The sequence below is a fragment of the Azospirillum endophyticum genome (genome assembly GCF_016595245.1).
Classification (GTDB): Bacteria; Pseudomonadota; Alphaproteobacteria; order Azospirillales; family Azospirillaceae; genus Azospirillum; species Azospirillum endophyticum.
This window is the reverse complement of the sequence record NZ_JAENHM010000025.1, coordinates 145,425-165,062: the sequence shown is the minus strand read 5'-3', so window position 1 is coordinate 165,062 and position 19,638 is coordinate 145,425. Positions and strand designations below refer to the sequence as shown.

Below are 19,638 nucleotides of genomic sequence, written 5' to 3'. Positions count from 1 at the left end.
GACATGCACGCTTCCGTCGCCAGATCATCCCCCGTGCCCACGCCGCGTGATCCCGTCAGCGAGTTGCTGCTCGGCATGCGGCTCTACGGCGTCAAGTACCGGCGGCTGCAGTTCGCGCCGCCTTTCGGCATCGGTTTCGGCCAGGACGAGGGGAGGGCGCAGTTCCACTTCGTGGCCTGCGGAACCGCCTTTCTGCGCGGCAGGACGGGGACGTTGCATGAACTGCGCGCCGGCGACGCGGTCCTGCTGCCGCGGGGCGGCGCCCACGATCTGGCTTCCGACGCCGACGGGCCGGGGCTGGAGCTTGGCGGCTTCGACGAAGCGGCGTTGTGTGAAACGGTCGGCAGCATCAAATCCTGCCCGGCGGGTACCTGCCGCAGCAATGACACGGTGATCTTCAGCGGCTGCATGGAACTCGATTTGGGCGCCATGCACCCGCTGATCGGTCTGATGCCGGAGGTGATGCTGGTCGGCACCCTGCTCGACCGCAATCCGGAAATCCTGCCGATGCTGGAGGTGATGGAACGGGAGGCGCGAACCGAACGCGCCGGCTTCGCCGGGATCCTGGCGCGGCTGGCCGACGTCGTCTCGGCCTTCATCGTGCGCGGCTGGGTGGAATGCGGCTGCGGGGATGCCGGCGGCTGGGTGGAGGCGCTGCGCGATCCCAGGCTGGGGCGGGTCATCGCCGCGCTGCACCGCGATCCCGGGCGCGATTGGACGGTGGCCCAGCTGGCTGCGGAAATGGGGAGCTCCCGATCGGTCTTTGCCGAACGCTTTTTGACGGTTACCGGCATGACGCCGCTTCAGTATGTCACCGAACTGCGGATGCGGCTCGCCGCGCAATGGATCGGGCGCGAGAACATGCCGATCGAGACCGCGGCATACCGCCTGGGGTACGGCTCTCAGGCCGCCTTCAGCCGCGCCTTCAAACGGGTGACGGGTCAACCGCCGGGTGCAGCCCGCAACAGATCGCTGGGGGCATCTGCATAATTTCCATAATGAAGATTATGTGTTTTCAGCTTGATTCCACGCGCAAAGCTAGAATGTCAGTCCAGCGCAACATAGAACTGTCAGTCTTCCATCCGGTTTGCGACGGCTGGGAGGCTGGCGATGGGCTGGATCACGATGAATGAACGGGACTTGCAACGTGTCGAGGTTCTCGGCGAGGTGCTGAGCGATCGCCGAAGCTGCGGGGCGTCCGGATGTCCGTAAAAGATGCTATACCAGCTTTCGAGACATGGAGAGCATGTCTATTCTTGAAATACAATATCTAACCAATTTCAATGATTTACCTAAACGAACTCATTACTGGCGATACCGATATCGGGCTTTGGCATAGCCGGGTTGCGTCGTAGGAGGTGAGTTTTAACAAAACGGTTCTCGGCTTTTCAAAGCGCAACAGGCATACGGTCGTTGTCGATTGGCTTTAACAGATATGGCGGTTGAGGGACCGATGGCTGAGCGGACCGATCGATGAAGACCGGCAAGGCCCGCTCCGTGCCTGTCCGAAAGACGAACCCTGCACATTCCCTCGGCATATTGCGATTGAGATGCCCGTCCGATTCACTGGAACGATAATTGAAGAAATCTGGCGAGGCATGGGGCTGCGCGCGCGCCTCGAAGTCTTTATAATCGCTGCTTTTTTGCCGTTGGTTGCCTTAGTCGTATCGCTGTTCCTGCAGCAGCGCGACGCAGATATCGAGCATGCCCGCCAACGCGTTCTGACGCTTGCCGCACAAGGTGCATCCCAGCAGGCGGAGATCATGACGCGCGTGCGCGGAACGCTGCAGACGCTGGCCATGATCCCCGAGATCCGCCGATACCAATCCGAAGACTGCGGAATTACCCTGCGCAGGATCATGCCGTTCCAGCCGTGGAGTACCGGATTCGCCCTGGCCACCCCCGACGGCCATATCTGGTGCCGGTCGGGAATGAATGCGAGCCATGCGCGGACGGTCGCGGACCAGGGCTATTTCCGGCAGGCGCTCGCCTCGAAAGCCTTCAGCACAAGCGATTTCCGGATCGGGCGCAGTTCGGGCAAAGCCGTTCTGGCAGCTGCGCAACCGCTTCTCGACGAGGACGGCACGGTGCAGATGGTGCTGCTGGCCGGGTTGGACCTGAAATGGGTCGGCGAACTGATCAGGGAAGCGGCCGAAGCACCCGGAACGACCGTGACGGTGTTCGACGCCGAGGGAACCATTCTGATCAGGGAACCGGATCCGAGCGGCCTGATCGGCAAGCGTCTGATGGATCATCCGATCGCCAATGCCGTTTTCCAAAAAGACCGGGGTGTCCTGGAGGACGAGGGTCTGGACGGGCAGCCGACAATCATCGGCTTCGCAGCCCTGGACGAGACCGGCGGCCGGATCGCCATCAGCGCTTCCCGCGATCTCGTGCTTGACGAGGTGAACCGCAGGACTTTGTGGGGGATAGCGATCCTGGCCGGCGTCGTCGGCACCATCGTCGTCGGCATCTGGTTCCTGCTCGACCTTCTGGTGCTGAGGGGATTGCGGGATCTCCAGCAGTCCGCGTCGGCGCTGTCGGAGGGGAGAATCGATTCCGCCGGCAAGGGAGCGGTGCCAGGGTTGCGGGCTCGCGAGATCGGCAACACCGCCCAGGCCGTTCATGACATGGGCGCCGCCCTGCAGAACATGGCCAACAAGGACCAGCTCACGGGGCTCGCAAACCGCAGGCATCTGGAAAGCAAGGTCAGGGATCTGCACAATTCCCCCCTCGGCGGGCCGGGTACACTGGCGCTGCTCTGCATCGACCTCGACGGCTTCAAGCCGGTGAACGACCGGCATGGGCATCATGTCGGCGACGCCGTGCTGGTGGAGGTTGCTCGCCGGCTGCTCCAATGCGTGCGGGGAAAAGACGACGTCATCCGGCTTGGCGGCGACGAATTCCTCGTATGCCTCTCGCTTGCCTTGGTGGATCGGGCGATGCCGATGGAAATCGCGTCACGGATCATCGACTCCCTATCGGTGCCGATGAGGCTGGATGGGGGGAGATCCGGATCGGATGCAGCATCGGGATGGCGCTCTGGCCGGTCTACGATGCGGATTTCGACACGGCGCTGCGCTATGCCGACCAAGCCCTCTATCTGGCCAAGCAGAACGGACGCGGCAGGATCGAGCCGCATATCGCGGTGGTCTCCGGTGGCGTTCAGACCCGTGCCGGTACCGATGCTCCAGCCGATCTGAAAGACGGATAGCCGTCAACCGGCCTCCTCCCGTCAGTCCGGGACGCCGTCTTCGGCGCTTCCCCCGTCCGGGCCGGTCCGCTATCGTCGCGATCCCTCGCCCACCCCTTCCCCGGATCCGGAGACGGTACGACATGACCCGCAACATCGACCGGCTGCTCGACGTGATGGCACGGCTGCGCAATCCCGACGGCGGCTGCCCGTGGGATCTGGAGCAGACCTACCGCAGCATCGCGCCGCACACGATCGAGGAAGCGTACGAGGTCGCCGACGCCATCGAGAAGGACGACAAGGCCGCCCTGCGGGAGGAGTTGGGCGATCTGCTGTTCCAGGTCGTCTACTACAGCCAGATGGCGCGCGAGGAGGGGCTGTTCGATTTCGACGAGGTGGCCGGCGTCATCACCGACAAGATGATCCGCCGCCATCCCCATGTCTTCGGCCCGGAAGAGGTGAACTCCTCCGACCAGCAGACCTCGCGCTGGGAGGACCACAAGGCGGCCGAACGGGCGGCGAAGGCCGCCGAGGAGGGCCGGGCGCCGTCGGCCCTGGAGGGCGTGATCGCCGGGCTGCCGGCGCTGACCCGCGCGCTGAAGCTGCAGAACCGCGCCGCCCGCGTCGGCTTCGACTGGACCGATGCCCGCGACATTCTCGACAAGATCGAGGAGGAGGTGCGGGAATTGCGGGCGGAGATGGACGCCGGATCGGCGCAGGACCGGGTGGCGGACGAGATGGGCGACCTGCTGTTCGCGCTGGTCAACCTCGCCCGCCGCTTGAAGGTGGAACCGGAGACCGCCCTGCGCGGCACCAACGCCAAGTTCGAGCGCCGCTTCCACCGGATCGAGGCGCTGCTGGATGCCCAGGGCCGCAAACCCCAGGACGCCACGCTGGACGAGATGGAGGCCTTCTGGCAGCAGGCCAAGCGGGAAGAGCGCGGCGAGGCGTAAGGCCTCAATAATCCCAGCGGTCGAAGGCGAAGGCCCACCGGCGGCGGACCGCAAGGCGGGCCGGATCCTCCAGGTCGTGGTTGGCACGGCGGTAATCGCGCACGCTGCTCAAATGGCGCTCGACCTTCGACCGGACCGGCTCGAAGGAGCCGAGCCCCAACCCGCCGTAGATTTCGTCCAGTGTCCCCAAGGGATCGGCGACGAAGCGGTCGTAGCGGATTTCCACCAGCCGGCCGGGCGGCAGCAGCGCCCGGTCGCGGTCGAACCGCGCCATGATCGCCGGATAGAGGTCCAGCACCAGCCCATCCACGGTTCCGGGATCATAGGACTGCAGCGAGAACTCCCGCAGCAGGGTCAGCAGCATGCGGCGGGTGGAGCTGAACACGTCGTAGGGATCGCGGTGGATGTGGACGAAGACGGCATCCGGCCGCAGGGCCAGCAACTCCGCCAGCTTCGCCGTGTGGGCCGGGTTCTTGATCAGCAGGCGCCGGCCGCCGCCGTACAGCTGCATCTTGGTCAGGTAATGGTCCATCCGGCGGCGCCACAGATCGATGTCTTCCGGCCGGCAGTCCTCGAGCAGGACACCCTGGCGGAAGCTGCGCTGCAGGTGCCTGGGGAAGAAGATGCCGTGGTAGTAGGACAGCGGCTGCATCAAGGCCAGGGCCAGCTCGTCTTCCTGCGGAGAGGTCGGATCGACCGGCATGGCGTCGATGATGCGATCCGGCGGCAGCCATTCTTCGAACCGTGATCGCCAGAAGGGACTCACCCCCAGGAACCCCCAGGGCAAGCCGACCGCCAGAGGATCCGGTGCGGCGAACCGCTCGTCCTGGGCCAGCAGGTTCAGCAGATGGGTGGTGCCGCTGCGCCAGTGGCCGAGGATGAACAGCGGCGGCGGACCGGCCGCCCTGCCCTGCCCGGACAACCGCGTCACCCGGTACCGCTCCAGAAGGTCGAAGGGCGCGCGGATGGCGGCGGCACCGATCGCGGTCGCGATCCGGTGCAGGTGCAGTGGTCCCACGCCGCCGCCGTTGAGCAGCACGCTTGCCAGCGTGGCGGCATCGGCCCCGGCCAGCGGGTGAAAGATGCGGTGGGCGTGCCGGCGCAGCCAGGGCGTCATGGCGCGCCCGGCCCCGGCCCGGCCTGATAGGTCCGGCCGCGCCATTCCGACGGCTTGCCGCGGCGCGCCCGCAGAAGCGCCGACCACTGGATCGCCAGCATGATGAGGACGCCGACCGGGTGAAGCAGGGCGCCGACGATGCTCTGGCGGAAACGGACGGCCAGCAGCAGGCGGAAGATCAACCCGGCCGCCGCGGCCAGGCAGGCGAGAACGACCGCCGCCAACGGCAGCGGATCCAGGGCCGCCCATCCCAGCAGCAGCCAGGGCAGCACATGGCCGCCGAACAGCAGCAGGGTCCAGACCGGGAGGGCGGCGGGAGTCGCCATCCCCTCGGTCGCGTTCTTGGAGAAGCCGGACCACACTTCCCGCCAGCCCCGATACATGCGGCAACGGGCGAGGCCGGTGGCGTCGAACAGGTCGGTGCCCTGCCCTGCCCGGCGGAAGGCGCGCGGCAGCGTCACCCCGTCATGCAGCGACGTGGCGATGGCGGCATGGCCGCCGGCCTCGTCATAAGCCTCCCGCCGGACGGCGATCAGCTGGCCGCAGGCGGCGCCGAAGCGCGGGTCGGTCGAACGCCGCATCGCCGCCATCGGCAGATAGCCCAGGAGCAGAAGATGGATCAGCGGGATCACCAATGCCTCGGCCAGCGTCCCGGTCTCCTCGCGCGGGAAGCCGCTGACCATGCCGCTCCGGCCCGACAGGAGGGCGCCGCTGGTCAGGCGGGCGGCGGCGGGCGACAGCCGGACATCGGCATCCTGGAACAGCAGCACGGAATGCCGGGCCAGACCGGCGAGCACCTGGCAGGCATGCTGCTTGCCCGACCAGCCCGGCGGCAGCGGCGGGGCGCTTTCCAGCCGGACGCGCGGGTCGCGGGCGGCGATGGAGCGGACGATCCCGGCCGTGCGGTCCGTGGAGTGGTCGTCGAGCACCACCACCTCCACCTCGACTCCGCGGCTGAGCAGCGCCGCCTCTACGGCGGCGGCGATGCCCGATTCCTCGTTGCGGGCGGGGATCAGGATGCTCACGGCGGTGTCCAGCGGCGGGGCGGCGGTCGGGCGGCGATAGAGGACAAGGTTCGCGATCCCCTGCCCCAGCGGCAGCAGCGCCAGGACCAGCGACAGCGCGGCAAGGACGACGGGGACGGTCATGGGCGCTTCGCCTCCGGTCGCTCGATCCGGCCAGGCCCCGGCCCCGCCCCCGCCCCGGCGCCATGGGCTGCGGAAAAGGCCCGCCCGCCGGCCCAGGCGCGTGCCCTCCGCCACAGGTCATAGACGCCGCCGATTCCCACCGTTCCCTCGATCAGGGTGAGGAATCGGGCCGGATCGCGGCTTTGCGCGTCGAGCGCCAACTGGTTCATCACCGCTTCCAACCGCCCTTCCAGTTCCGCGGCGATGTCCGGCACCGGGAGGTCGGCAAGGGCGAAAGCCTCCATCGGTTCCCCGAAGCGGACCAGGGCTTCCGGCGTGCGCTCGTCCCAGAACGGGTATTCCACCGCCAGCGGCACCACCACGGCGCTGGGCATGCGACGGACCAGATGGGCGATCCCCGGCCGCAGGGTGACCGGGCGACGGCGCGGGTCGGTGAATTCACCCTCCGCGGTGATCCACAGCATGGCGCGCGGGTCGGCCAGGACATGTTCGGCATTGCGCAGGAAAGCCACCGCCCCGGCACGGCCGGGCTCCAACCCGAACAGCCCGATGCGGCGCATGAAGCGGTACCGGCGCAGCATTTCCCCGTCGATCGGTCCATAGCCCGGCCGGCCGCGATAGCGGGTGGTCCCCATCACGATCAGCAGGGCCGGATCCCACCAGGACGGATGGTTCAGATAGGCGATGACCGGCCGGCCGGCCGGCAGCGCCGGCCAGCCCGGCTGTGCCAGCCGCACCGCATGGAAGCCGCGCCGCAGCCGCCGCGCCATGACGCCGCCGAAGAACCAGCAGAGCAGCCTCGACCGTAACGCGACCGGATCATCCGTCATGCCGCTCGTCTCATGCCCGTGCGCCGCTTTCCATCAGGCCACGGCACGCAGGGCGCCGTCCTGCCCACGCCCGCGCATGTCCTGGTCCAGGCTGTCGGCGGCGATCCAGCCCGACATCAGCACCATCGGCATCCCCGGCCCCGGATGGGCGGCCCCGCCGGCCAGATACAGCCCTTCCACGTCGCGGGATCGGTTGCCCGGCTTGAAGGCGCCCATGAAACGCCCATGGCTGGCCAAGCCGTAGATGGCGCCGTTCAGCACATTGTAGCGGTCGTGGATGTCCTGCGGGGTCAGCACATGCTCCACCCGGATGCGGTCCTCCAGGTCGGTCAGGCCGGCAGTGCGCTTGAGCTTGTCGAACACCAGCCGCCGATAGCCCGGCAGCATCCGGTTCCAGTCGTGGCGCGGCCGCAGATAAGGGGTGTGGACCAGCACATACAGCGCCTCGCCGCCCTGTGGGGCGACGCCCGGCTCGGTGCGGGCCGGGGCGGCGATGTAGCAGGTCGGGTCGGGCGCCGGCTCCCCCTGCTTGTAGATCCAGTCGAACTCCTCTTCCGGATCGCGGGAGAACACGAAGTCGTGGTGCAGCAGATGGTCGTATCCGCGGTCGAGCCCCAGATAGAACACCACGCCGGAGCAGGCGGGCTCGTAGCTGCGGCGCCTGCCGAAGCGCTTGGCCGGCTTGCCGCCCACCAGCTCCCGATAGGTGCGGACGGAGTCCATGTTCGAGACCGCCGCCGAGACCGGGATGCGCTCGCCGCCATCGGTCTCCACCGCCACCACGCGCCCACCCTCCACCTGCAGGCGGCGGACGCCGGTGCCGGTGCGGATCTCCACCCCCAGCCGTCGCGCCACCCGCTCCAGCGCCGCCGGCACGGCGCGGGTGCCGCCCGTCGGGTACCAGACGCCGTCGTTGGTCTGCATGTGGGCGATCGCGCACAGCACGGCCGGCGAGCCGTAGGGCGAGGAGCCGACATACTGGGTGAAGTGATCCAGCATCTGCGCCGCCCGCGCATCGGGCACATGGCCGCGAATGGTGCCCGCCACCGTGCTGCCCATGCGCAGGGCCAGCACGTCCGACAGGGTGCTGGTGTTCAGGCTGTTGCGGAAGTTCAGCGTGTCGCCCAGGTCTTCCACCGATTTCCAGAAGAAGAACCGTTCGGAAATGCCGTGCAGCCGTTCAGACATCGCCTGGAAACGCCGATAGCCCTCGCCCGCTTGCTGCCCGGGCGCCAGCCGGTCCAGTTCGGCCGCCATGGTGCCGATATTCTCCGACAGGTCCAGCACGGTGCCGTCGTCGAAGAAGCAGCGCCATTGCGGCTCCAGCCGGACCATCTCCAGTTCACGGTCGAGGTCGCAGCCGGCCTCTTCCAGGATGCGGCGCAGGACGCGCGGCACCGTCAGGATGGTGGGGCCCATGTCGAAGCGGAAGCCGCCCTCTTCGAGCACGGCGGCCTTGCCGCCGACCCAGGCGTTCTTCTCCAGCAGGGTCACCTTGTGCCCGCGCGCCGCCAGTACCACCGCCGCCGCCAGCCCGCCCAGGCCCCCACCGATCACCGCGATCCGATCCGTCATGCGATACCCCCTGCAATGGCCTGCCGCAGCATGCCGGACACGCCTATGGTCTTTGTGCGCCAGGGCGTCGGCAGGCCCAGTTCCTGGGCCAGCAGCCGTGCCGTGATGCGTGCGCCTTCGAAGATGACCGGCAGACCGCTGCCGGGATGGGTGCCGCCGCCCACCAGATAGACGCCGTCCAGATCCTCGAACCGGTTGCGCGGACGGCGGTGCAGCATCTGGTCCAGGCTGTGCGCCAGATTGAAGGTGGCGCCGCGATGGACGGCGAACTGGCGGTCCCAGTCGGCCGGGGTCACCACCCGCTCCACCCGGATGCGGCGCTCCAGATCCGCCAGCCCGAAGCCGGCCAGCCGGTCGAGCACGAGACGGCGGTACCGCGGCGCCTCCGCCTGCCAGTCGACATGGCCGCGCTGGTGGCCGACCGGGACCAGGATGTAGAGCGTGCTGCCGCCGGGCGGCGCCATGGCCGGGTCGCTGACGCAGGCGTTCTGCACATAGATCGACGGGCGGCGCGGCAGTTCCCGGCATTCCTCGATCTCCGCGAGGTTGCGGGCGTAGTCTTCCGCCAGATAGACGGTGTGATGGTCCAGCCCATCCACCCTGCCCTCGATGCCGAGATAGAGCATGAAGGTGGAGCAGGAGAATTTCTTGGCGGCGAGGCGGGCGTCGCTCCAGCGCCGGCGCAGGTCGTCAGGCACCAGCGTCGTCATCGCCCGGGCGAAGTCGGCGTTGATGACCAGCGCGTCGGCTGGATAGTCGCCCATCTCCGTCCGCACGCCGACGGCGCGTCGGCCCTGGAACTTGATATGGCGCACCGTCTCGTTCAGCCGGACGGTGACGCCCAGGCTTTCCGCCGTGCGCCGCATCGCCTCCATCACCGATTCCGTCCCGCCGCGGGGATGGAAGATGCCGTGTTCGTGCTCCAGGAAGGACAGGATGGTGAACAGGCTCGGGCAGCGGAACGGCGACATGCCCAGATATTTGCTCTGGAACGAGAAGGCGAGGCGGATGCGCGGATCCTCGAAATAGCGGGACAGGTCGCGGTCCACCGACCGATGCGGCGACAGCCGGCCCAGCGCCTTCAGCATCGGCAGCGAGGCCAATGCCCAAGGGCTGGAGAAATCGGATTCCAGGATCGGGCGGAAGCGCTCCATCTTCGCGCGGTTGTCCGCCAGGAAACGCGGCAGGCCTGCCGCATCCCGCGGGCTCAGCCTCGCGATCTCGGACATCAGAGCCTTCATCTGCGCATGGACGCGCAACTCCCCGCCGCCTTCGAACACCAGCCGGTAGAGCGGGTCGAGACGGATCAGGTCGACCTCGTCCGACAGGCGCCGCCCACAGGCCTCGAAGATTTCCTCCAGGATGCGGGGATAAAGGAAGAAGGTCGGGCCGCTGTCGAAGCGGTAGCCGTCGAGCGAAAACCCCGCCGACCGGCCGCCGACGCGGTCCTGCCGCTCCAAGACCGTCACCTTCGCACCCGTAAGCGCCAGGAGCATCGCGGATGCCAATCCGCCCGGTCCCGCGCCGATGATCACGACTTGTCGTTCCATCCGCTTGCCAAACGCTCCTGCGCTGCCGAACTCTGTCGTGATGGTTACGAAGCCGGATCAAAAATGGATCGCAACAACAGCCCCTCTCCTGATGTCGTAACCCATTGGTCTAGGAAAGATATTGGTCGGAAGCAGACCCGCTTCGGGACATGGGCCGAACAGGATATTGCCGGACGGCTCTCCGTTATTCGCGGACTCCGCCACCGGATCGCAGCAGGCGCGGAAGAATTCATCGGATCACTGGAAACGCGTCCCGGCCGCAGCGCCGCGGAAAGCGCGAGCGCCGAAATCCTGCCTTTGGCGGAGGCTTGCCGGTTCCTGGAACGCGAAGCGGCTGCCCTGCTGGCTCCGCGGAAGCTGGGGCGGCGCGGGCGCCCGGTCTGGCTGTTCGGAGTGGAGGCGGAAGTGCGGCGGGAGCCGTTCGGCGCGGTCCTGATCGTCGGGCCGTCCAACTACCCGCTTCTGCTGCCGGGCGTGCAGGCGGTCCAGGCGCTGGCCGCTGGCAACCGGGTCCTGGTCAAGCCGGCGCCGGGATTCAGCGCGCCGATGCTCCTGCTGAAGCAATGGCTGGAGGAATCGGGCCTGCCGCCGGGATCGTTCCAAGTGCTGGACGAAGCCGCCGATACCGTCGCCGACGTCATCGAGGGCGGCATCGACAAGCTGGTGCTGACCGGATCGGCTGGCACCGGACGGGCGGTGGCGCAACGGCTCGCCGGGCATCTGGTGCCCTCGACCATGGAGCTGTCGGGCAACGACGCAGTCTTCGTTCTGCCGGGCGCCGACGTGGAGCAGGTCGCCCGCGCGCTGGCTTTCGGCTTGCGGCTCAACGGCTCGGCCACCTGCATCGCGCCGCGGCGGGTCTTCGTCCGGCGGGAGACGGCGGCGGATCTGGAAGCCGCGATCATCCGCCACGTGAGCGCGATCCCTTCGGTCCCGGTGTCCTTGCCCGTGAAGCGCCGGCTCGCCGCGCTGGCGCGGGACGCCGTCACGGCGGGTGCCCGTCCTCTGGGAGAGCTGCCGCAGGAGGATGGCGGGGGGATGACGCCCCTGGTCGTCGCCGATGCCCGGCCGGGGATGGCGCTGTTGCGTGAGGAAATCTTCGCGCCCGTCCTGTCGCTGGTGCCTGTGCGGGACATGGAGGAGGCACTGGATGCCGCGTCCGGCAGCCCCTATGCGCTGGGAGCGTCGGTGTTCGGGCCGGTGGCGGAGGCGCGAGAACTCGCCGGGCGGATCGATGCCGGAACGGTGACGATCAACGACCTGATCGTGCCGACCGCCGACCCGCGCCTGCCCTTCGGCGGTCGTCATGCCAGTGGCTGGGGCGTCACGCGCGGCGCCGAAGGGCTGCTGGAAATGACGCAGGTGAAGACCGTCTCGGTCCGCAGCGGGCGGATACGACCGCACTTCGACCCGCCGCGCGCTGGCGACGACGCGCTGATGCTGGCGGCGCTGCGCCTGTTCCACGGCGGCCCCGGCACCCGCGCCGGGGCGCTTCGGCAACTGGCGTCGGCTCTGCGCCGGCGCTCCCGTGACTGAACCATGGATGACCGGATGCTTGCCCTGATCCTTGCCTTCCTGATCGGCGCCGTCGCCGGTTCGCGGACCTTGATCGCCCCGGCCGCCGTCAGCTGGGCCGCCTATGGCGGCTGGCTGGATGTGTCGGGAAGCTGGCTGTTCTTCCTGGGGCACCCGGTGTCGCCCTGGGTCTTCACCGCCATGGCGCTGGCTGAGTTGATCGTCGACAAGCTGCCGGCCACGCCGAGCCGCAAGCTGCCCGTCCCCTTCGCCAGCCGCATCGCCGGCGGCGCCATCGCCGGGGCTGCCATCGGGGCCGATGCCGGATTCTGGATCGGCGGACTGGTCGCCGGCGGAATGGGCGCCGCCGTGGGAACGCTCGCCGGCTATGCCCTGCGCATGCGCATGGCGGCCGCCTTCGGCCGCGACCGTCCCGCCGCCCTGCTGGAGGATGCGGTGGCGCTGGTCGCAGCGGTGCTGATCGTCGCTGCCGCCTGAAGGCCAACTATCCATCGAGGCCCGCCAGCCCATCGGCGAGGCCCGCATCCAGCCCGGCATAGCCGCTGCGGATTCGCGCCTCCAGCATCGCCGTTTCGGGCAGCAGCCGGGTCATGAAGAAACGGGCAAGTCCGAGGCGGGCGTCGAGGAACCCAGGGTCGTAGCCTGCCGGCCGCCGGGCGGCGGCCGAGGCCGTCAGCGCCCACATCCAGCCATAGGCGACCAGCGCCGTCAGCCGCAGCAGGTCGGTCGCCCCCGCCGCACCGTCGCGCGGATCGCGTTCCTCCTGCCGCAGCCAGTCGGCCAGACCACGCAACCGGTCCGCACCGTCTCGCAGTGGCTCGGCCAGTCCTGCGGTCATGGGACTGCCGGCAAGCCTCGCCGCCGCATCCTCGACGGCCTCCAGCATCCGCGCCAGCGGCCGGCCGCCATGCAGGCCCAGCTTGCGCTGCACGAAATCGAGAGCCTGGACGCCGTTGGTCCCCTCGTAGATCTGCGTCGCCCGCACGTCGCGGACCAGCTGCTCGACGCCATTGTCGCGGATATAGCCGTGACCGCCCATCACCTGCTGGGCCAGCACCGCCGCCTCGAAACCGAAATCGGTGCCGGCGGCTTTCACCACCGGCGTCAGCAGAGCCGCCCAATCCTCCGCCTCTTCGGCCAACGACGGATCCTTCGCCGCGCGGTCGAGCCGGAGGGCCACCCATCCGGCGAGCGCCCGCCCGGCATCGGTCAGCGCGCGGGCGGTCAGCACCATCCGCCGGACGTCGGGGTGATGCAGGATCGGGTCCGCGGCTCCTTCGCCTCCACCGGCGGCCCTGCCCTGCACGCGCTCCCGGGCGTAGGCCAGAGCCGCCTGCGCCGCGCGCTCCCCCACGCCGATGCCCTGGATGCCGACGAACAGCCGTTCGTGGTTCATCATGGTGAACATGGCGGCAAGGCCGCGGTTCGGCGCCCCGACCAACCAACCGACGGCGCCGTCATAGGACACCACGCAGGTCGGCGAGGCATGCAACCCCATCTTGCGTTCCACCGACAGCACCGACCAGCCATTGCGGGCTCCACCGGACAGACGCTTCGGCACGACGAACAGGCTGATGCCGCGGGTGCCCGGCGGCGCGCCGGGCAGGCGGGCCAGCACCAGATGCACGAGATTGTCGGTCAGGTCGTGATCGGCGGAGGAGATGAACATCTTCTGCCCGGCCAGCCGGTAGGTTCCGTCGCCCACCGGCTCCGCCCGCATGCGCAGCAACCCCAGGTCGGTGCCGGCCTGCGGTTCGGTCAGTGCCATGGCGCCGGTCCAGTCGCCGGCCAGCATCGGCGGCAGGCAACGCTCCTTCACCGCGGCGTCGCCATGGGCGGCGAGCGCGCGGATGGCGCCCTGGGTCAGGCCGGGTGTGATGCTGAAGGCGAGGTTCGCCGCGCAGACCATCTCCGTCACCAGCATGTCGAGCAGCCCCGGCAACCCCTGCCCGCCATAGGCCGGATCGCCGGCCAGCCCGTTCCAGCCGCCGTCGCGCCACAGGGCCCAGGCGTCGCGGCAACCGGCCGGCATGCGGACGCCGTCGCCCTCCACCCGGGCGCCTTCCTCGTCGCCGGAGCGGTCGAGCGGCAGCAGCACGTCGGCGGCCAGCCGCCCGGCATCGCCCAGCACCGCGTCGAACAGGTCGGCCGTCGCATCCTCCCATCCGGCGGCGGCAAGGGCCTCGGGAGCCTTCAGCACCTCGTTGACGAGGAAGCGGACGGACCGCAGCGGCGGTTCATAGAGGCTCATGCCGGAAAACTCACGTCGACCTCTCGCCATGGGCACGGCGAAGCTCGCGTTTCAGCAGCTTGCCGGCGGTGTTGCGCGGCAGGCCGTCGAGGAAATGGACCTGCTTAGGCAGCTTGAAGGGCGCCAGGTGGCCGCGGCAATGGGCGATCAACCCCTCGGCATCGACGCTCTGCCCGCTGCGCAACACGACGAAGGCGGTCACCGCCTCGATCCATTTCGGATCGGGCAGAGCCACCACCGCGACCTCGGCGACGGCGGGATGGGTGTAGAGCGCCTCCTCCACCTCGCGGCTGGCGACCACCACGCCGCCGGTATTGATGACGTCCTTGATGCGATCGACGATGTACAGATAGCCGGCCTCGTCCAGAGAACCGACATCGCCGGAATGGAACCAGGCGCCCTGGAAGGCATCCTCGGTCTCGCGCTCCTTGTCCCAATAGCCGACCATCAGTTGGGGAGAGCGGTGGACGATCTCGCCATGGGCCCCGGGCGGCACGTCGTTCATCTCCAGATCGACCACCCGCGTCTCGACATTCAGGACCGGCCGTCCGGCGGAGGCGGGACGCTCCTCATGCTCCTCCGGCGCCAGCACGGTGGCGAGCGGCCCGATCTCGCTCTGGCCGTAGCAGTTGAAGGGCTTGGCGCCGGGCAGGCGCCGGCGCAGCTCCTGGAGGACCGGAACCGGCATGATCGACGCGCCGTAATAGAGCTTCTCCAGCGAACCGAGGTCATGGGCATCAAAGTCCGGGTGGCGCAGCAGCCCGACCCAGACGGTGGGCGGCGCGAAGAAGGAGGTGATGCGGTGCGCCTCGATCAGTTCCAGGCACTGCTTCAGTGCGGGAGCCTGGATCAGCAGCGTGGTGGCACCGACCATCAACTGCGGCATCAGGAAGACGTGCATCTGCGCCGAGTGATAGAGCGGCAGCGCCGCCAGTGCGCGGTCGCTTTCGGCGAAGCGGCAGTCATGGATGGCGCTTTCATATTCCGCCAGCAGGCTGCCATGGGTCATCATCGCACCCTTCGGTGCCGCGGTGGTGCCGGAGGTGTAGAGGAGCTGCACCACCGTATCGGCATCCACCACGACCTCGACGTCCGCCGGGGCGGCGGGATCCTGCGCGACGGTCAGGATATCCAGGTCGCCGTCGCCCCCGGCCAACGTTCCGGTCCACTCCACCTGCGCCGCCTCGCCGGCCGCCGCCAGGGTGCCGGCGAGATCGGCGTCGTGCAGCACCATCCGCGCACCGGACTGGTTCAGGATGTAGGACAGCTCCTCGCCCGTCAGGGCGTAATTGACCGGCACATGGATGAAGCCGCCGATCGCGCAGCCCAGCCAAGCCACGACATAGGCGTCTGAGTTGCGCCCGAAGGCCGCCACCCGGTCGCCCCGCCGCAGTCCGAGGTCCTGGAACCGCCGGGCCACTTGCTTCGCTGCCCGGTGCAGGTCGGCGAAGCTCCAATCACGCCCGTCGAAACGCAGGGCGATGCGGTCGCCGTGGCGCCGAGCCGCCCGTGCCAGAGCCCCGCCGATGCTGATGCCGCGCGCCGCGGCGACCGCACTGTTCGCAACGTCCATAGGCATGCGTGCTCTCCCGGTTCTGCAGGATTCTTGGGCCGGCAGCGCACACCGTTGCCCGGGTGGTGCCGAGTTTTTTATTTACTGTGTGGAACTGAAGTTACTTGAAAGTAGGATGGGAAACAAGTTTGCTGACCAAACTGATCGTTTGGCATCGCCGGACATGGGGACGGCCCAATGGGAAAGCGATGAGCAGAGCCCTTCGGGGATGATTCGGGGCATATCGCAGGGAGCCAAGACCGCATGACGGGCTCGCCATGGAAGACCACCGCCGACCGCCGCCGCGATCGGGAGGAGAAACGGATCGCCGTGCTGCGGACCGCGGCACAGGCGTTCAACGAGCTTGGCTATCACGCCACCTCGCTGGACGACATTGCCCGGCGGCTGAACGTGACCAAGCCGACCATTTACTATTACGTGAAGAACAAGGAGGACATCCTGTTCGAGTGCGTGCGGATCGGGCTGGAGATGCTGGACGGCGCCTCTTCCGAGGTGATCGGCCATGGCGGCAGCGCCTACGACGAACTGGTGGCGGTGATGACCACCTATGTCGGGATCGTCACCATGGATTTCGGCATGTGCGTGATCCGCGTCGGCGAGGAGCCGTTGACCGAAGACAGTCGCCGTACCCTGCGTGGCCTGAAGCGCCGCATCGATCTGAAATTCCGCGGATTGATCGAGCGCGGCATCGCAGAGGGCAGCATCGCGCCCTGCGATCCGAAGATCGCCGCCTTCACCCTGTCGGGAGCGCTCAGCTGGGTCGCCCGCTGGTACCGTCCGGACGGCGAACTGGACCCGGCGGAGATATCCCGCCAATCCATCGCCCTCCTGCTGAACGGCCTGCGCCCGCGCGTCGATCCGACTTGAAGGTGTTACGGAAATACGCCGGTCCGAGGGTTGATCTCGCCGGCCGTCGCATCCTTCTTCCAAGTGCTGGATGGCCGATCGACCGGATGGCGCGAAAATCACCCACCATCGGTCTATGCGCAAGAAAGAAGCGGCTTGCCGGATATGGACGTTATTCTGAAAGGCTTGTGGTTGTTATTGCCTTTCTCCCCAATGCTCTGTTTCGTACGAATATCAGGGTATGATGAAAATGAGTACCTCCGCTGCCTTTGGCGCACGATCCAGAAGACCGTCCGTAGCGTAGAACGATCCATGTGAGGCACCGGAACCGAGGATCGTCCGAAACATGACCGTCGAGCCGACAGATGCGCAGGCGAAGCGACTTGCCACCTTCTCCATCACCGATGACGACCTCGCCCGGCTTCGGAGCAACCGTGAGTTTGCGGAGCGCCGGCTCCCGGCGCTTTTGGACGAGTGGCACCGGCATTTCGATGCTTGGCCGGAAATCCAGACGGCGCTGAAGCGTCCCGACGTGCATGCCGCCCGTCTGGATCATTGGGCGCGGGCGGTGTCGGGCCGGATCGATGCCGGCTTTGCCGAATCCGCGACGCGCCTCGCGACCCTGTTCTACAAGAACGGCGTTCCCGCTTACGCGGTGTCGATCTGCCACTATGTCGTCAGCTCCAACGTCGCCCGCGAATTGGGCCTGGCCGATGGCGATGACGGTCTGGCGGCCAATCTGTTTGGAGCCGCCGCCCGCCGCCGCCGCGCTGCGCAATTGGAGACGCTGAGCAAGGTCGCGTGGTTCGACCTGGAACTGCTCCTGGAGACCTATCGGACGGCGGAAGAGGAAAGCAAGCGTGCCACGCTCGACCGGCTCGCCAACAGCTTCGAAGACAGTGTGAAGGGCATCGTGGAAGGCACCGTCGCCGCCTCCAACCAGATGCAGGCCCATGCCCGGCGCATGTCCGAGATCGCCGCCATCACCAGCCGCCGGTCCTCCGACGTGACGTCGGAAACGGAGGTGGCGTCCGCCAGCATGCAGACGGTGGCCTCGGCGACAGAACAGCTGGCCGGTTCCATCGCCGACATCAGCCGCAACGTCACCGAATCTTCGCGGATTTCCTCCTCCGCGGTCGATGAGGCGGAACGGACCAAGGGAACCGTCAGCGGCCTCGTCGAGGCGGCCCAGCGCATCGGCGACGTGGTCAAGCTGATCAACAACATCGCCAGCCAGACCAACCTGCTGGCGCTGAACGCGACGATCGAGGCGGCGCGGGCCGGCGAAGCGGGCAAGGGCTTCGCCGTCGTCGCCAACGAGGTGAAACACCTCGCCAACCAGACCGCCAAGGCGACGGAGGACATCTCCAGCCAGATCGCCGGCATGCAGAGCGCCGCCGGCAATGCCGCCGAAGCGATTCACGCGGTCGGCCGCACCATCACCCACATCAACGAGATCGTCACCACCGTCGCCGCCACGGTGGAACAGCAGACCGCCGCGACCCAGGAAATCACCCGCAACGTGCAGGAGGTCGCGGTCGGCTCCCGCCGGGTCACCGAGTCCATCGGGCAGGTGACGCAATCCTCGGCGGAAACCGGCGGCATCGCGCAGGAGGTGCTGGCCGCCTCCGGCCTGCTGCACCGCCAAGCGGACGAGTTGAACCGGGGCGTCGGCGAATTCCTGACCCGGATCCGCACTGCCCGCTGAGCCGATCCCCCGTCTCGGTTTCACCGTTCCGGGATTGCAGCGCATGGCTGCTGTGCCCGTTCGCCTGCTGGACGGGCGGGACCGCTGACAGGCAGCATGCAGGCGGTTCAAATCATTCGTGTAGGTATGAGTTCGTGGCCGCTGCAAGGGACGGGGTGGAGGCGAGCGGCCGGAAGGCGCGCATGCGGAAGTTCGGGCAATGGGCGGGCCTGCTCGCCCTGTCGGCGGCCGTGACGTTGGGATTGGGGCAAACCGGCTTGCCGGCCGCCTGGCTGATCGGCCCGATGATCGCGGCGATCGCGCTGGGTGTCGGCGGTGCCTCCATCCGCGTGCCGCCTTCGGGCTTCACCATGGCGCAGGCGATCATCGGCTGTCTCGTCGCCCATGCCGTCACCTCGTCGATCCTGCTCTCCATCGCGCGGAACTGGCCGCTGATGCTGGGCACCGTCGGGCTGACGGTGCTGGTCAGCGGCATCGTCGGCTGGCTGTTCGTCCGCTACGGCAGCCTGCCCGGCACCACCGCGGCCTGGGGCGTGTCGCCGGGGGCGGCGGCGGCGATGGTCGCCATGGCCGGGGAGCATGGCGCCGACGCACGGCTGGTCGCGGTGATGCAGTATCTGCGCGTGGTGCTGGTGGTGCTCAGCGCATCGCTGGTGACGCATGCTCTGGCCGCAGGCCCACAGGGCGCCGACGTTCCGGTGGCGCCGGTCGAGGCGTTGGACCTGCGGGGATTGGCGGCGACGCTGCTGGTCGCCGGGATCGGCGGCTGGATCGGCCATCGCTTCCGCATCCCGTCGGGTGCGCTTCTGGTGCCGATGGTCCTGGGTGCCCTGGTCCAGTCGGGCGCCGGGGTGACCCTGCAGCTGCCGAACGCGCTGCTGACCGTCACCTACACCGTCATCGGCTGGAGCATCGGCTTGCGCTTCACCCGCGAGGTGCTGCGCCATGCGCTCCGCGCCGTGCCGCAGATGCTGCTGTCAACCGGGCTGATGATCGCGCTGTGCAGCCTGTCCGCCTGGGTGCTGGTCACGCTGCTGCCGACCGATCCGCTGACCGCCTTCCTCGCCACCAGCCCGGGCGGTCTCGATTCCGTGGTGGTGATCGCGCTGGGCAGCGGGGTGGATCTGCCGCTCGTGCTGGCGCTGCAGACCTTGCGGCTGTTCGTCGTGGTCCTATCGGGACCGCCGCTCGCCCGCCTGATCGCCCGTTACGCCTGAGGCTTGCCGTGGGGCAGCCTGCCCTCGTGCTACTGGACGATTTTCCGACGCCTCGGCGCTGACGAGCAAGCCTCCTCTCTGCCAAGGCAAGCGTCCGCACGGTCGTTGCGCCCCGGCGTCCGGCGGACGTATCCTTGACGC

The 19,638-nt window shown here is 68.2% G+C and carries 15 protein-coding genes; 8 read left to right on the top strand and 7 right to left on the bottom strand.

Going from position 1 to position 19,638, the window contains the following annotated elements; translation table 11 throughout:
- Positions 1-33: 33 nt before the first annotated feature.
- The 3 genes from JHL17_RS07830 to mazG all read left to right on the top strand — a co-directional run bounded on the left by JHL17_RS07830 (position 34) and on the right by mazG (position 4,146).
- Positions 34-990 carry an AraC family transcriptional regulator gene (locus JHL17_RS07830; protein ID WP_345773769.1) on the top strand — a complete coding sequence of 319 codons (957 nt, stop codon included), beginning with the start codon at positions 34-36 and terminating at the stop codon, positions 988-990.
- A gap of 608 nt (positions 991-1,598) precedes the next feature.
- A complete protein-coding gene (locus JHL17_RS07825; protein ID WP_200191754.1) occupies positions 1,599-3,203 on the top strand; it encodes a sensor domain-containing diguanylate cyclase in 1,605 nt (534 codons plus the stop codon).
- Between the two features lie 133 nt (positions 3,204-3,336).
- Positions 3,337-4,146, top strand: coding sequence for a nucleoside triphosphate pyrophosphohydrolase (gene mazG, locus JHL17_RS07820; RefSeq protein WP_200191752.1), 810 nt, complete (start codon positions 3,337-3,339; stop codon positions 4,144-4,146).
- A gap of 4 nt (positions 4,147-4,150) precedes the next feature.
- Here mazG and JHL17_RS07815 read toward each other — a convergent pair whose 3' ends face one another.
- From JHL17_RS07815 to crtI, 5 genes are read right to left on the bottom strand one after another with little or no spacing between them, the layout of a single operon-like run.
- A complete protein-coding gene (locus JHL17_RS07815; protein WP_200191750.1) occupies positions 4,151-5,263 on the bottom strand; it encodes a sulfotransferase family protein in 1,113 nt (370 codons plus the stop codon).
- The gene (locus JHL17_RS07810) at positions 5,260-6,411 is read right to left on the bottom strand and encodes a glycosyltransferase family 2 protein (RefSeq protein WP_200191748.1); all 1,152 of its coding nucleotides are present in this window, start codon (positions 6,409-6,411) and stop codon (positions 5,260-5,262) included. The genes JHL17_RS07815 and JHL17_RS07810 overlap by 4 nt, the downstream gene beginning before the upstream one ends.
- Entirely contained in the window at positions 6,408-7,241 is an 834-nt protein-coding gene (locus JHL17_RS07805; protein WP_200191746.1) for a lysophospholipid acyltransferase family protein, read from the bottom strand. Before JHL17_RS07805 ends, JHL17_RS07810 begins: the two co-directional genes overlap by 4 nt.
- A 33-nt stretch (positions 7,242-7,274) precedes the next feature.
- Positions 7,275-8,816: a phytoene desaturase family protein gene (locus JHL17_RS07800; RefSeq protein WP_200191744.1), complete on the bottom strand. Its 1,542-nt coding sequence runs from the start codon at positions 8,814-8,816 to the stop codon at positions 7,275-7,277.
- Entirely contained in the window at positions 8,813-10,366 is a 1,554-nt protein-coding gene (crtI, locus tag JHL17_RS07795) for a phytoene desaturase family protein (protein ID WP_200191742.1), read from the bottom strand. The genes JHL17_RS07800 and crtI overlap by 4 nt, the downstream gene beginning before the upstream one ends.
- Before the next feature lie 63 nt (positions 10,367-10,429).
- On the opposite strand from crtI, the gene JHL17_RS07790 reads away from it, so the two are divergent.
- Together JHL17_RS07790 and JHL17_RS07785 are read left to right on the top strand one after the other, a co-directional pair.
- Entirely contained in the window at positions 10,430-11,902 is a 1,473-nt protein-coding gene (locus JHL17_RS07790; protein ID WP_200191740.1) for an aldehyde dehydrogenase family protein, read from the top strand.
- Between the two features lie 15 nt (positions 11,903-11,917).
- The gene (locus JHL17_RS07785) at positions 11,918-12,379 is read left to right on the top strand and encodes a DUF4126 family protein (protein WP_200191738.1); all 462 of its coding nucleotides are present in this window, start codon (positions 11,918-11,920) and stop codon (positions 12,377-12,379) included.
- A gap of 7 nt (positions 12,380-12,386) precedes the next feature.
- Here the strand turns inward: JHL17_RS07785 and JHL17_RS07780 are convergent, their stop codons facing one another.
- Both JHL17_RS07780 and JHL17_RS07775 read right to left on the bottom strand, forming a co-directional pair.
- Positions 12,387-14,153: an acyl-CoA dehydrogenase family protein gene (locus JHL17_RS07780; RefSeq protein ID WP_200191736.1), complete on the bottom strand. Its 1,767-nt coding sequence runs from the start codon at positions 14,151-14,153 to the stop codon at positions 12,387-12,389.
- A gap of 10 nt (positions 14,154-14,163) precedes the next feature.
- Complete coding sequence (locus tag JHL17_RS07775) at positions 14,164-15,732, bottom strand: fatty acyl-CoA synthetase (RefSeq protein ID WP_247893382.1); 1,569 nt, start codon at positions 15,730-15,732, stop codon at positions 14,164-14,166.
- Between the two features lie 237 nt (positions 15,733-15,969).
- On the opposite strand from JHL17_RS07775, the gene JHL17_RS07770 reads away from it, so the two are divergent.
- The 3 genes from JHL17_RS07770 to JHL17_RS07760 all read left to right on the top strand — a co-directional run bounded on the left by JHL17_RS07770 (position 15,970) and on the right by JHL17_RS07760 (position 19,497).
- On the top strand, positions 15,970-16,593 hold the full coding sequence (locus tag JHL17_RS07770; RefSeq protein WP_200191734.1) for a TetR/AcrR family transcriptional regulator: 624 nt from the start codon (positions 15,970-15,972) through the stop codon (positions 16,591-16,593).
- A 325-nt stretch (positions 16,594-16,918) separates the two neighbouring features.
- Positions 16,919-18,280 carry a globin-coupled sensor protein gene (locus JHL17_RS07765; protein ID WP_200191732.1) on the top strand — a complete coding sequence of 454 codons (1,362 nt, stop codon included), beginning with the start codon at positions 16,919-16,921 and terminating at the stop codon, positions 18,278-18,280.
- Positions 18,281-18,462: 182 nt separating this feature from the next.
- Positions 18,463-19,497: an AbrB family transcriptional regulator gene (locus JHL17_RS07760; protein ID WP_200191730.1), complete on the top strand. Its 1,035-nt coding sequence runs from the start codon at positions 18,463-18,465 to the stop codon at positions 19,495-19,497.
- The last annotated feature ends 141 nt before the right edge of the window (positions 19,498-19,638 follow it).

Coding starts and splice junctions, on each gene's coding strand:
- JHL17_RS07815 (WP_200191750.1), bottom strand. CDS start 5,263: ATGACGCCCTGGCTGCGCCGGCACGCCCACCGCATCTTTCACCCGCTG.
- JHL17_RS07765 (WP_200191732.1), top strand. CDS start 16,919: ATGACCGTCGAGCCGACAGATGCGCAGGCGAAGCGACTTGCCACCTTC.
- JHL17_RS07785 (WP_200191738.1), top strand. CDS start 11,918: ATGCTTGCCCTGATCCTTGCCTTCCTGATCGGCGCCGTCGCCGGTTCG.
- JHL17_RS07760 (WP_200191730.1), top strand. CDS start 18,463: ATGCGGAAGTTCGGGCAATGGGCGGGCCTGCTCGCCCTGTCGGCGGCC.
- JHL17_RS07770 (WP_200191734.1), top strand. CDS start 15,970: ATGACGGGCTCGCCATGGAAGACCACCGCCGACCGCCGCCGCGATCGG.
- JHL17_RS07805 (WP_200191746.1), bottom strand. CDS start 7,241: ATGACGGATGATCCGGTCGCGTTACGGTCGAGGCTGCTCTGCTGGTTC.
- crtI (WP_200191742.1), bottom strand. CDS start 10,366: ATGGAACGACAAGTCGTGATCATCGGCGCGGGACCGGGCGGATTGGCA.
- JHL17_RS07790 (WP_200191740.1), top strand. CDS start 10,430: ATGGATCGCAACAACAGCCCCTCTCCTGATGTCGTAACCCATTGGTCT.
- JHL17_RS07800 (WP_200191744.1), bottom strand. CDS start 8,816: ATGACGGATCGGATCGCGGTGATCGGTGGGGGCCTGGGCGGGCTGGCG.
- JHL17_RS07825 (WP_200191754.1), top strand. CDS start 1,599: ATGGGGCTGCGCGCGCGCCTCGAAGTCTTTATAATCGCTGCTTTTTTG.
- mazG (WP_200191752.1), top strand. CDS start 3,337: ATGACCCGCAACATCGACCGGCTGCTCGACGTGATGGCACGGCTGCGC.
- JHL17_RS07775 (WP_247893382.1), bottom strand. CDS start 15,732: ATGCCTATGGACGTTGCGAACAGTGCGGTCGCCGCGGCGCGCGGCATC.
- JHL17_RS07810 (WP_200191748.1), bottom strand. CDS start 6,411: ATGACCGTCCCCGTCGTCCTTGCCGCGCTGTCGCTGGTCCTGGCGCTG.
- JHL17_RS07780 (WP_200191736.1), bottom strand. CDS start 14,153: ATGAGCCTCTATGAACCGCCGCTGCGGTCCGTCCGCTTCCTCGTCAAC.